Source organism: Paenibacillus sp. FSL W7-1088 (genome assembly GCF_037969855.1).
Classification (GTDB): Bacteria; Bacillota; Bacilli; order Paenibacillales; family Paenibacillaceae; genus Paenibacillus.
The window spans coordinates 581502-594351 of record NZ_CP150216.1 but is presented as its reverse complement, the minus strand read 5'-3'; the positions used below and the strand labels follow the sequence as shown (position 1 = coordinate 594351).

9 protein-coding genes are annotated in these 12850 nt (G+C 51.8%); 6 read left to right on the top strand and 3 right to left on the bottom strand.

Features of this window, described 5'->3' with window-relative positions; translation table 11 throughout:
* Window positions 1-66: 66 nt before the first annotated feature.
* Entirely contained in the window at window positions 67-1041 is a 975-nt protein-coding gene (locus tag MKY42_RS02815; RefSeq protein WP_339848401.1) for an SMI1/KNR4 family protein, read from the top strand.
* 20 nt (window positions 1042-1061) lie between these two features.
* A complete protein-coding gene (locus tag MKY42_RS02810) occupies window positions 1062-2099 on the top strand; it encodes an aminoglycoside phosphotransferase family protein (protein WP_179261932.1) in 1038 nt (345 codons plus the stop codon).
* A 160-nt stretch (window positions 2100-2259) separates the two neighbouring features.
* Here the strand turns inward: MKY42_RS02810 and MKY42_RS02805 are convergent, their stop codons facing one another.
* A complete protein-coding gene (locus tag MKY42_RS02805) occupies window positions 2260-4071 on the bottom strand; it encodes a S9 family peptidase (protein ID WP_339848399.1) in 1812 nt (603 codons plus the stop codon).
* A 129-nt stretch (window positions 4072-4200) separates the two neighbouring features.
* Window positions 4201-4620, bottom strand: coding sequence for a metallothiol transferase FosB (fosB, locus tag MKY42_RS02800; protein ID WP_090904181.1), 420 nt, complete (start codon window positions 4618-4620; stop codon window positions 4201-4203).
* A 168-nt stretch (window positions 4621-4788) separates the two neighbouring features.
* Here fosB and MKY42_RS02795 point away from each other — a divergent pair, with 168 nt between their 5' ends.
* The 4 genes from MKY42_RS02795 (at window position 4789) to MKY42_RS02780 (ending at window position 10610) form a co-directional block, all read left to right on the top strand.
* The gene (locus MKY42_RS02795; RefSeq protein ID WP_339848398.1) at window positions 4789-5688 is read left to right on the top strand and encodes a glucose 1-dehydrogenase; all 900 of its coding nucleotides are present in this window, start codon (window positions 4789-4791) and stop codon (window positions 5686-5688) included.
* Between the two features lie 204 nt (window positions 5689-5892).
* On the top strand, window positions 5893-7503 hold the full coding sequence (locus MKY42_RS02790; RefSeq protein WP_339848397.1) for a gamma-glutamyltransferase family protein: 1611 nt from the start codon (window positions 5893-5895) through the stop codon (window positions 7501-7503).
* A 419-nt stretch (window positions 7504-7922) separates the two neighbouring features.
* Complete coding sequence (locus MKY42_RS02785) at window positions 7923-8930, top strand: BMP family ABC transporter substrate-binding protein (RefSeq protein WP_179261938.1); 1008 nt, start codon at window positions 7923-7925, stop codon at window positions 8928-8930.
* A 27-nt stretch (window positions 8931-8957) separates the two neighbouring features.
* A complete protein-coding gene (locus MKY42_RS02780; RefSeq protein WP_339848394.1) occupies window positions 8958-10610 on the top strand; it encodes a methyl-accepting chemotaxis protein in 1653 nt (550 codons plus the stop codon).
* A 512-nt stretch (window positions 10611-11122) separates the two neighbouring features.
* On the opposite strand, the gene MKY42_RS02775 is transcribed toward MKY42_RS02780, so the two are convergent.
* Window positions 11123-12793 (bottom strand): NAD(P)H-hydrate dehydratase, encoded by a 1671-nt coding sequence (locus tag MKY42_RS02775; protein ID WP_339848392.1) that lies wholly within the window; start codon window positions 12791-12793, stop codon window positions 11123-11125.
* Between the last annotated feature and the right edge of the window lie 57 nt (window positions 12794-12850).

Genomic DNA, 12850 nt, shown 5'->3' with positions numbered 1-12850 from the left:
TTATCTCTGAACCTTGTAAAATAGTTGGAAGAGATTCTCATCCCCTACTGAAATGAGGCCTACGTAATGCAAAGTGAACTGTTGGAACAACTCCAATCGTGGCATGAGCAGGATGAATTTGGACGTATCATTGAACGTATTGAAGCTATACCGGAAACGGAACGAGACTATAATCTCATCGGCCAGCTCGCCAGAGCTTATAATAATACAGGGCGTTATCGCGAAGCTGTCGAGCAATTGCTTTCTGTTCATCAACAAGGGGCATCTGACCCGCTCTGGCAATATCGCTTGGGTTACGCGTACTGTTATATCGCCAACTATGAACAAGCACTTTTGGCTTTTGAGAGAGCGGACGAACTCATGCCACACGATGAATCTACCTTGGAATTCCTTCGTCAGATTCGTCCCGAAGCGGACAAGATGCGTCGAGATCGCCAGCGTCATGAAGAGGAGCTTGCCGCATTCAAGCAGAGCGGTATACAGAACCAGCTAAGAGCCGCTTCAGGGACTTATGATCCTGCAACGTTCTGGGTACAGAGCGATTATGCGCAGGACAATCATGTATCAGACCCATTTGACGAAGAAGAAATTGTGTCTATTGAGCAAGAACTAGGTTACAAGCTGCCCGCATCCTATATTCAACTGATGAATACGCAGAACGGCGGTATACCTGCGCTCACTGTATTTCCCACCAAAGAAGCAACTTCATGGGCTGAGGATCACATCGCCATTTCAAGCCTTATGGGAATCGGACACGATAAAATATACGCACTCGCTGGTGAGCTGGGAAGTCGGTTCATGATCGAAGATTGGGGATACCCCGATCTGGGGATTGTGATCTGTGATTGTCCATCCGCTGGTCATGATGTTGTTATGCTGGATTATCGCTTCTGTGGTCCTGAAGGTGAACCCTGTGTAGTTCATGTGGATCAGGAAAATGATTATGAGATTACATATCTTGCGCCGAATTTTGAAGCTTTCATCCGTGGATTGGTCGATGAGGAAACGTATGAGCTGTCTGACGAAGAGAATGAGGACTAAAATCCAGGAGGTCCGACCATATGACAACCCGTATATATTTTGGTTCCAATCAACTTGGCGAAGTGGCCGCAGTTTCATTGCAGGATGCGCTGAATGAGCTTGACCTGGGAACCCTTGAAGATTATCGACGAACGGATAAAGGGGTTATGGGTCAGACCCTGCTCATTCGCTCTTCCCGTGGAGAGTATGTTCTGAAAGGCAATCCTTTATATGCAGGACAGTTACAGGAAGAAAAGTTCTTTGTAGAACAACTGGCGAAACATACGTCCATTCCTGTCCCTGATCCATATTTATTACATGAAGATACTCATCTGCTAGGCTGGAGTTATGCGATAATGCCGCGCCTGCCCGGGAATCACCTGTATGATCCAACATTCCAGGCTTCACTGTCACAGCAAGATCAGGAAGAGATCGCCTGTATGTTTGCCCATACTTTGGCTGAACTGCACCGCTGGAAGGTGCCTGATGCCGGGGAGTATGACCCTGTAGCGAAGCAGATTGTTTCCTTTGCAGGCGATTATCTGGACTGGTTGTACGGAACCATTCGTCACTGGTTACATGATGCTGAACAGTATTCGGTGATTACGGATGAAGATGTGCAGTGGGTGGACGAGCAATTCAAGAATGCTGAACCGGCATTTCGTTCCAAAGCTGTTCCGGGATTTGTCATGGGAGACTTCAAGGTCGAGAATATTCTGATTCAAAATCTGGACGGCCCTTCTTCAGGGTGGCAGATTAGTGGTCTGTTCGATTTTACAACCTCCTATTTCGGAGACGGCACAGCCGACTTAACCAAAATATCCACCAGGTATGTTCGTGAGGGTCAACCAGAACTGGCCGCACAGTTCCTTCGCTGCTACCGGGATCTGGTCCGTACAGCAGATGAAGAGAAAAACCAACACTTCCGTGCACGCCTCAGCGTGCATCTGCTGTATCAACGTATCTTATGGTGGGGTGAAGCCAAAGCGACAGGACAAGTGACGTGGGCAGCTGACCTGCCTTTTGCACAATGGGCGGAGCAGTCCATCGATTCGATTCTCGCATTGCTGGATGAGTAGATTTGGACAGGTCGCTTAATGGATAACAGCCCACCAAACTATCGTAATATGTCGCCTAACATACGGGTGCACGCATAAAACCGCCAAAGATCTAGGATGATCTCTGGCGGTTTTTGTCATACCAATATATATTTCGTTCCAAGACGAAACCTCGCTCACCTTAAGCCTGTGTGACGGGTGACTCCTGATGTTTCTGCAAAAACTCCAGCATCCGCCGATAAACGAGAATCTCATTCGTTTTCCTGGAGAAGCCATGGCCTTCATCATCCAGAACGATGTATTCCACGTCTACCCCTTTCCCCTGCAACGCGGCCACGATCTGATCCGATTCTGCCTTGACGACCCTTGGATCATTGGCCCCTTGAATGACCAGCATCGGGTTCACCATCTGGTCGAGATACGTAATTGGCGAATCCTTCGTTAAACGTTCGCGGTCACGGACCGGATCACCCAGCCAGTTGTCCATCATCGGTTTCCAGTCTTCCGGCACGGATTCCAGGAAGGTGAACAGATTACTTGGTCCAAAAATATCAACCGCAGCGCGGAATAATTCCGGATGACGCCCTGCCAGCAGCAAGGTCATATACCCGCCGTAACTTCCCCCCACCACGAACAGGCGATCCGGTGATGAGATGCCCTCGTCAAACAGCCAGTTTATACCCGCAACACAGTCCAGCCTTGGGCCCTCACCCCAATCTCTCTCGACCATTTTGCCAAACTCGGCGCCATATCCAGTGCTCCCTCGGAAGTTCGGAGCAAAAATATGATAACCCTGAGCCAGCATCATTTGGAACATCGGACGGAAGAACTTCGCTTCCGATGCCTGTGGACCCCCATGCGGCCAAAATACCGTGTAACCATTCGCCTGCTCCGGCTTCGCGTTGAAAAAAAGCGCTTCGATCTCCAGTCCGTCGTAGGAGTTATATCGAATGACATCCGGGTAGACGAGATCGCTCGGATCAAGCCCTGTTACTCGATTGTCAGTCAGCGGTTCCCAGGACTTACTACCTGCCATCAACCGATAGATATTATGCGGCTGGATCGCTCCACGCCCCAAAATATACACATTTCCAGCCTTGGTAACCGTCACATCCTCCACCGTATCCAGTGGCATTTCCACACGCCGAGGCTGCTCCGAACCTTTGTCCAGCGCGTACATCCGATTCTCGGGACCTGTAAACGTCCAGAAGTATAACGTCTCTGAATCCTTGTGCCAGCGGATGATATCCACGTCTTCTCCCTCCACTTTGCACAGAGGACGAAATTCATGAGTATCCAGCCGGTATTCGGCCACATAGGTGTACGGTTCATTATCATTTGTAATCATCAGAAGCCGATTATTGTCTGCAAATAAGACATACGAGACCTGACTCTGCCGCTCGGAGACTGGAATAATGGATTCTGACTGACCGTTCCGATACACGTATGCTGTCTGGTAGGTATTGGAGTATACATTCAAGATCACATAGGCCTGTTCATCCGAACTCACAGTAACCAGATTGCTTGTGACCTCTTCCCCCTGATGCAGCAGCTCATCCTCTCCCGTTTCCAGGTTAATCCGGCGTGAATTGAGATAGTTCGGGTTATCCCTACTTGTCATATAATAAAGACGCTGTCCATCCTCGGACAGATGGGAGAAATAACAACGATCATTGGGCTCTGCCGGAACGACAGGAAATGGGACCCCGCCTTCCGGTTGAAGTGCATACAGATGATAATTCTCATCCCCGTCCCGATCAAACGCCGTGAGAATATGACGTCCTTCTGGGTCTGGTTTGATAAACTGGCTGCTCTGATTCAAATATGTCAAAGGATACGGGTAGCCACCCGGCAGATCCATCGCCCAGATATTGGGCTGGCCATTCAGATTGCTGTCAAAAAACAAACGTTTCTCATCGGCCGATACGGCAAAATGGGAAATCCGATACGTCTGGAAATACTGTTCTACATCCGGTTTGGGAAACTGAATCATGACAAACCTCCTTAAGTATGAACTAAGTATCAAACGGTGGTAAATTAAGGGTATATTTGTCCATATTATATGTACATCCATTGTTTGCACAATAGATATGGCACATTTTTTTCCATTTTAACTCATTGATTACGTATAAAAGGTCATATGGGGTTTGTCTTCCCTGTAATATTCCAGCCTTTGCTTCATATTTCCGGTATGTAGCTCGAACAGATGTCCATCGGGATCGGTAAAATACACAGATAATGCATCCTTAGGGTCACGTGGTCTTCCGCGAAGAATGTGAGCCCCGGCTGCTCGCAGCTGCTGCACAGATTCGTCGAATTCCTCTTCTTTTACGGTAAAGGCAATATGTGTATACGTTCGTTCCGTATAGTTGCGAATGACGTCTTCCTGATTCAATGCGATCCACAGTCCGGCAAGTTCGAAATATGCCAGCTTCCGGCCTTTCACCTGAATACGGGCACCGAGAGCCTGCTCATAAAAGGTAATGGACCGCTCCAGATTGGATACGGAAAAGCACAGATGATTAATCCCCTGAATATTCATTTGGCTCCTGACACCTCCACATTTTAATGAACTGCTGCAATAACTACACCCTTATTATGGTATATTTTGCGCCAAAAACAAATGCCCTTCTTGCTCCTGCCGCACCTTCTTCTGGGCGAATGCATAGTATAGACGTATGAACGAACGTGCGAGGAGGATGTAAACCGAATGAATCCTGTCTATCCTTTTTACGGTGAGAAAACGGTGTGCAAGCCACAGAAGCTGGCTTTCCCGCCCCAGCATCAGGACCTGCAGCCAGGTCTGGAAACCCTGATGGTGCCTGAACCGATCAGCGAAGATCCTGCTTATATTGGCAGCTTCAAGCTGGAAGGCAAGGTTGCGATTATAACCGGTGGTGACAGTGGAATCGGCAGAGCAGCAGCTATTGCTTTTGCCAAGGAAGGTGCAGATATCACCATCGCTTATTTATATGAACGGACCGACGCCGAAAGGACACGTGAACGCATTGAAGAGCTGGGACAACGGTGTCTGTTAATCGAGATTGATCTGCGGTTGAAGAAAAACTGCGAGGCTGTCATCCGTACGACCATGGAAACCTTCGGAAAGATCGATGTCCTTGTTAACAATCATGGCGTGCAGTACGTACAGCCGAGCATTGTCGATATTACGGAAGAACAGCTGTACCATACGTTCCAAACGAATGTGTTTGCCTATTTCTTTCTTATTCAGGCGGCTCTCCCGCATCTGTGCAAAGGAGCATCCATCATCAATACAGCTTCCATTACGGCCTATAAAGGTGAAGTGCAGCTGATCGATTACTCATCCAGCAAAGGGGCTGTCGTCTCCCTGACTCGTGTACTCGCCAAATCGCTCGCATCGGAAGGAATCCGGGTGAATTGCGTGGCTCCGGGACCCATCTGGACACCACTCATTCCATCCAGCTTCTCCGCTGAAGATGTACAGGTATTTGGAACCGAGACGCCGATGGGCCGGGCAGGCCAACCTTATGAACTTGCGGCTGCCTACGTCTATCTTGCATCTCGCGACTCCTCCTATGTCACTGGTGAGTGCATTCATGTCAATGGCGGCGACATGGTAACAACCTAGTCATCTGGAGAACACCTCAAATCTTTGAAAAAAATATAATTGCACTGATATGAATTCAACTGTATCATCCCCGTTCACGAGCCATGTCAGGTTGGATTTCGCGTTGGCAGCAGGAGAACACGTCATCTGTTCCGAAGAGGGTTAGGAGTAAATGATCCGGCGAGCCGGAACCTGACATCTTGCGACAAGGAGCTGAACAACCTGATGAACTACGATCCACTCTACCAACCGTATCCGTCTTACCGTGTGCCCGTTTATGCCAAACAAGGTATGGTCGCCACTTCACAGCCGTTGGCTGCACAAGCCGGTCTGGACGTGTTAAAAAAGGGCGGCAACGCCATTGATGCCGCGATCGCCACCGCTGCTGCGCTCACCGTGCTGGAGCCAACGTCCAATGGCATTGGGGGCGATGCCTTTGCCCTCGTCTGGACCGAGGGCAAGCTGCATGGCCTGAATGCCAGCGGGCCTGCGCCTCAGAGTATATCGATTGAGGCGCTCAAGGCGGCAGGCTATTCGGAGATGCCGAAGCTTGGGGTCATCCCGGTGACGGTGCCTGGCGCACCGGCTGGTTGGGCTGAGCTGAGCCGCCGATTCGGGCGGCTCACGCTGGCGGAAGCGCTGGAACCGGCTGTCCGCTACGCGGAAGAAGGTTACCCGCTTGCGCCGGGGCTGGCCCGCCATTGGGCACGGGCAGCCGACATCTATGCACGCCAAGGCGATGCGGAAGCCGGGCGGGCGTGGTTTGAGACGTTTGCCCCAGGCGGGCGTGTTCCCGCCGTGGGCGAGATGTGGCGTTCGCCGGATCATGCGGCAACACTGCGCCGGATTGGCGAGAGCGAGTCGCGAGACTTCTATGAAGGTGAACTCGCGGAGCGTATTCACTCTTTTATGGCAGAACACGGAGGTTACCTCACCAAAGAAGATCTGGCTGCATTTCAGCCTGAATGGGTTGATCCGATCTCGGTCTCCTATCGCGGATATGACGTGTGGGAGATCCCACCGAACGGTCAGGGGCTGATTGCTCTGGCAGCGCTCAATCTGCTAAAGGGCTTTGATTTTGAAGAAAAGGAATCCGTCCTGGCATACCACAGGCAGCTGGAAGCCATGAAGCTGGCGTTTGCCGATGGGGAGAAATACATTACCGAGGAACGCAAGATGGGCGTAACCGTGCAGGAATTATTATCCGAAGCGTATGCAGACGAACGGCGCAAACTCATTGGTGATATGGCACTTCCACCTGAAGCAGGCGATCCAAAGGCAAGCGGAACGGTGTATCTTGCAACGGCAGATGGTAAGGGCAACATGGTTTCCTTCATCCAGAGCAATTATATGGGCTTCGGCTCCGGACTAGTTGTGCCAGGCACAGGCATTGCCCTGCAAAACCGGGGACATAATTTCTCACTTGATCCCGATCACGCCAACGCGCTAGCGCCGGGCAAACGGACATATCATACGATCATCCCGGGCTTTCTGACACGCGGCGAGGAAGCGATCGGACCATTCGGGGTCATGGGCGGTTTCATGCAGCCCCAGGGTCATGTGCAGATCGTCATGAATACGGTGGACTTCCACCTCAACCCACAGGCTGCGCTCGATTCTCCGCGCTGGCAGTGGACCAAAGGCAAAACGATCCTGGTTGAGCCCGGATTCCCTCAGCATATTGCACAGGCACTTGCCCGCAAAGGGCATGATATACAAGTCGCCCTCGATCCGTCGATGTTTGGTCGCGGCCAGATCATCTGGCGCAACCCGGACAACGGCGTATTGTGCGGCGGTACGGAAAGCCGGGCCGATGGCTCGGTAGCAGCGTGGTAATAGGCTGCAAGTGCAGCTGAATGAGAGCGGGAACGTAACGCTCAGGCGTATTGCATATGCTAAGGGGAACAGGGAAAACCGTTCATATATATGAATTTTTTGATTCATGATATGTAGTCATTCATCATTCGTTTGGTTTCAGGAAAGAGGCAAGGAAGAGATCTGATCGGTCTCTTCTTTGCTTTTTTTATCTTTTTTCCCCGTTGACCAGCAAGACGTATTACAGGTTCTGTATAGAATTCATGTCTCTTCAAATGTAAATCCCATGTATAATTCATAGTTTTCATTTTATTTTCATAGATTTTCCGTAAATTTTCATCCTTCCCATTACAGAGACTCTGCTCCCGTCCGATATACATATAGAGGAATTGCTCACCTCACACGTCATCTCCATCTTATAGAAAAGAGGGCATACGCACATGAAAACACAAGGGAAAATCAAATTCTGGTTCACCATGATGATGGTTCTGGTTATTATGGTCCTGGGAGCATGCTCGGCAACCGATAAGGTGTCCCCCGCAGATCAGCGAACCAAAGTCGGAATCGTTCTTACAGATGTCGGCCTGGGTGATCATTCCTTCAGTGACGCATCTTTTGAAGGATTGGTACAGGCAAGAAACGAGAACAGTATTGTGTTTGATTACAAGGAACCGGGAAAGGATCTGACATCCGAGGCAGCCTTTGAGCAATTTGCGAAGGATAAGGTTGATCTGATTATTGGTCTAAGCGACACGATAAAAGCCGATTTGGAGAAGGTTGCTCAAAAATATCCCGATCAGCGTTTTCTCATCATTGACGGGCATTCCGATCTCCCCAATGTGACCTCCATGTCCTTCAAAGCAGAAGAAGGCAGCTATCTTGCAGGTATCATTGCTGGCTTTGCAACAAATGAAGACCATGTAGGCTTCTTGGGTGGAATGGATATTCCGGTGCTTCACGATTTCCAGCAAGGTTTTGAGCAAGGTGTAAAGGCCGCTAATCCCGATGCCGCAGTGCATGTCATGTACGCCGGGGATTTCGGCAATCCTGATCTTGGAGGTAAGCTCGCAGCACAGATGATTCAAGAACAACGAGTTGACGTGATTTATGTTGCTGCCGGACTTACCGGTATAGGCTCACTTTCAGAGATTCAGCGATTGGGTAAATACGCCATTGGCGTGGACCAGGATCAGTTCTTTTTAGCAGAAAAAGCAGTACTCACTTCCATGCTCAAAAATGTAGATGTCTCTCTTCATAACGCCATTAATACGTTCATTCAGAACCAGCATTCATTTCCCGAAAAAGAAATGTTCTATGGTCTGGCAGAAAACGGCGTAGGTTTAACCGCCCTACATAACATCACACTCACGGACGAACAACAGCAAACATTCGAAGATTTGAAAGCACAGATCGCTTCCGGCAAAACCAAAATTACCCTAGATCAATAAACCAATTGCTAATATGGAGGCACGCTTATGAAATTGCAGGGAAAGCTGATATTGAACGCCATCGTATCGTTACTGTTATGCCTTTTGCTAGTAGCCTATATCATCATTCAATTGCTAAACATGAATGCCAAAAATCAAAATCTGGTGCCTGCCATGCTGAAGGTCACGGAGCTGAACGCTAACCAGATACAGACCGAACAGGCGCTCGATGTGTACTCGTTCTCCATGACAGCTGGCAATCAGGATAATGTAGCACGCTTGCTGAATGAAGGTAAAACCATGGTAAAGCAGCTCACAGAAGGCTTGTTGGAAACGGATGAACAGCTTCGCCTGATCCAATCGATCCAAACCAAATTGACGGCTCTGGACACGGGCGCCACCGAAGCCATCACAGCCATGAACAGTTCGGACGCCAAACGTTTCAGCTCACGGGTCAAAGGCATACAAAATGATATCTATATGCTGGATGAGGTGACCCGGGATCGATATGACCAATACACAGTAGATCTTGAACAAGACATCCAGCGAACCTGGCAGATTGCTCTCGTCGGAGCCATCGTCCTGCTGGTCGCTGTCCTGCTGTTCAACATGTACACTTCACGACAATTGGCGGGGCGCATTCGCACCTTGAAGGAAGCTGCAGGACAAATTGCGAACGGCGATCTTACGCAGCAGCTTACGGAGACACGTGGCAAAGATGAACTGGATGACTTAAACCGCTCCTTCCGTCTTATGACGGGGAACATACGCAGTATCATTCAATCCATTGGTGCCGCAGGAAACCGTGTTGATGGGATGGCGCAGGACATTGATCGCGGCAATGATACCGTGCAGGCCATTGTTCAGCAAGTATCTAGAACAACCGAAGAACTGTCGATTGGCAGTCAGAAAATTGCTGAGGATCTAAGTGACACGGTCATGGTCGTGGACAAGATGCAGCATATGTTTGAAAGCAATCTACAGGCGACTTCACAATCGGCCATCTATGGTAACGAAGTTTTGAGTTCCGTTCAGGAGGGACATATTGCCGTACAGGAACAGCTTCGACTGGCTGAAGTAAACCGGATTGCCATGTCTGAGGTAGAGAAGACTGTCCAGGAACTGGAGGAGAGCGCCTCCCGGATCGCAACGATGACCGGCTATGTATCAAGCATTGCTACACAGACAACCCTTCTGTCTCTGAACGCTTCCATCGAAGCGGCACGTGCTGGTGAAGCGGGACGCGGTTTTGCTGTCGTCGCGGGGGAAGTGAAGAAACTGGCTGAGCAATCTGAGCAATCGGTACAGCATATCTTTGCGGCTGTCGGCGAAATCACAGCAGCTATGGGCAAAGTGAAAAACTCTGTGACACAGAGCATCCAGCTCTTTGCAGAACAGGAGCAGGCCACCGGAAAAACCGGCGAATCCTTCTCCGGAATTCGTCACAGTGTAGAGCGGATCAGCACAAGTATTAATCAGCTTACGGAAGACATGCAGCAGTCCAGTGAACTTAGCGCACAGGTTCAGCAGGCGATTGAAAATATAAGTGCCATAACGGAACAATCGGCTGCAAGCAGTGAGGAAATTACAGCTTCAACGGCCGAGCAGCAACGTTCGTTCGCCGAAGCAAGCACTAAGGTGAAAACCCTGCGGGATATCAGTGCAGAGATGCATCAGGAGCTTTTACGGTTCCGGTTGTAGTGGAGTCAGGATGAAAGAAAGAAAGAAGAGAAGCGATTGTACCGAAGGCTGGAAGAGACTTCCCTTCTCGTCTCGAATCGCTAATCAATTCTAATGAATCGACCACACCTTAATTGGGGGATTTGGATCGAATGTACAGGTTAACGAACTTCAGCCACGTTATTCTCGTTATACTGGTACAGACTTGGGCCAGAGCCTGCCGATCAGTGAAAATAACGTCGCTGTGATTCGTTAAAACGCAGATCATTGGAAAATGCAGCTCATAGCGTGTGCTCGGTTCGTTAAACGGTATTCACACTAAAAAGGGATGTCCACGTCATGTTGATGACTTGCGGGACATCCCTTTCTTAATGTTATGAATGGTTTATATCATTATGCTGTGTGCAGAGACAAGCAGCATATGAAGGACATGCACTCTCTAACTGCACCTGTCACACGAGCTCAAAGCCGTGTAAATGCAGCTTATGCAGTAACGAATGCACCAAGAGTGCGGCACCAATCATGCTCAAGATTTATAGTGCATCCACGATATCCCCGGCGAGCAGGGATGCCGGATCACCACGCAGCAGCGCGGCTCTCTCCCCTGCCTGACCGTGTAGAAACACGCCAAAGGAGGCAGCCTGCTCCGCGCTGAGCCCTTGGGCGAGCAGACCGGCGATAATGCCGGTCAATACGTCTCCGGCACCTCCGGTTGCCATGCCGGCGTGCCCGGTGGTGTTGATATACGCCTCGCCGGATGGCGTTGCGATGACCGTTCGTGCTCCCTTGAGCACCAGGGTCACGCCCTGCTCGCGGGCGTACCGTACAGCGTGTCCGATTCGGTCACGCTGCACTTCGGGGGTCGACATGCCCAGCAGTCGGCCCATCTCCCCCGGGTGCGGCGTCAGGATAGTCGCCGCACTTCGTTTGCCCCAGTCGCGGGGCCCTGTTGGGCCAGCGTCTGCCAGCATGTTGAGGGCGTCCGCGTCGATGACGAGCGGGCGATCCGAATGTTGCCACAGACGGCGCAGCCAGTCTGTGTCGTCCTTGAAGCGGCCGAGGCCCGGGCCGGTCGCGAGCACGTCGCGGCTTTCCGCGAGACGCAGCACGGCGTCCGCGGAAGCCGCGTTCCATTCGCCGCTGTCGCCATCTGCGGCGGCAGCGAGCATGAGCTCGGGCACGGTGCCGATGACATGCGGCAGCAGTGCCGCGGGCAGCGCCCATGTGGCGAGCCCGCAGCCAGCGCGCAGCGCAGCCTTGGCCGAGAGCAGGCCTGCGCCGCTCATCGGCAGACTTCCTGCGGCCAGCAGCACATGGCCGTAAGTGCCCTTGTGGCCGTCCGGTGCCCGGAGGCGGCCCGTGTCCACGCGCAGCGCGCTGCGCAGCACCTCTTCCGTCAGCAGACGGACCGAGGGGCCATGCTGCGGCGCAAGCCGCGCGGGAATGCCGATGGAGCGCACCACGATGCGCCCCACGGCAGAGGCACCCGGGTACTGCACGAGTCCGCGCTTAAGCAGCGCGAGACATACAGTTACCCTGGCCTGAATGCAGGGCTCATATACCTCCCCGGTGTCGGCATTCAGCCCGCTTGGCACATCGGCGGACACGACCAGCTTGCCGCTGTCGTTCGCCGCCGCAATCAGCGCCGCATATGCTCCGCGCGGCGCCCCACGCGAGCCGGTGCCCAACAGCGCATCTACGATGCCTGTGCACCGGCTGAAGTCCACGGCTTCGCGCCCGTGGACCAGAGCAGGGATGCCGAGCTGCGCGGCGGCATCCCGCTGCACTGCGGCTTCGCCCCGCAATGCATCAGGCGCATCGGCGTAGACTAAAGTCACGCCGAGCCCAGCTTCAACCAAATGGCGCGCCGCAACCAGCCCGTCGCCGCCATTATTACCCTTGCCGATCAGCATGTACCACTGCTGATCGCCGGGCTGCTCCATCACGAGCGCCGGATCGGCGATGATGTCGCCACCATGAGCAGGCCGATCACCGGGCCCGGTGTGCGCCCACTTCCCGTTTACATCGTTCCAGCAGGCATTCTGCTCCGAACGATGGTCAACATCGCCTTCCCGGCACAGCCGGATAACCTCCTCGGCGATGGCTCTGCCTGCGTTCTCCATCAGACTGGCAGCAGGAATGCCAAGCGTCTGAATCGTATGCTCATCCACAGCTCTCATCTGTTCAGCGGTTACGATAAACAACGTTCATCCCTCCCCGGTGACAACCCTTTTCGAAATATTTCTGCCTAGCAAGCCTTA

Coding starts and splice junctions, on each gene's coding strand:
- MKY42_RS02815 (WP_339848401.1), top strand. CDS start 67: ATGCAAAGTGAACTGTTGGAACAACTCCAATCGTGGCATGAGCAGGAT.
- MKY42_RS02810 (WP_179261932.1), top strand. CDS start 1,062: ATGACAACCCGTATATATTTTGGTTCCAATCAACTTGGCGAAGTGGCC.
- MKY42_RS02805 (WP_339848399.1), bottom strand. CDS start 4,071: ATGATTCAGTTTCCCAAACCGGATGTAGAACAGTATTTCCAGACGTAT.
- fosB (WP_090904181.1), bottom strand. CDS start 4,620: ATGAATATTCAGGGGATTAATCATCTGTGCTTTTCCGTATCCAATCTG.
- MKY42_RS02795 (WP_339848398.1), top strand. CDS start 4,789: ATGAATCCTGTCTATCCTTTTTACGGTGAGAAAACGGTGTGCAAGCCA.
- MKY42_RS02790 (WP_339848397.1), top strand. CDS start 5,893: ATGAACTACGATCCACTCTACCAACCGTATCCGTCTTACCGTGTGCCC.
- MKY42_RS02785 (WP_179261938.1), top strand. CDS start 7,923: ATGAAAACACAAGGGAAAATCAAATTCTGGTTCACCATGATGATGGTT.
- MKY42_RS02780 (WP_339848394.1), top strand. CDS start 8,958: ATGAAATTGCAGGGAAAGCTGATATTGAACGCCATCGTATCGTTACTG.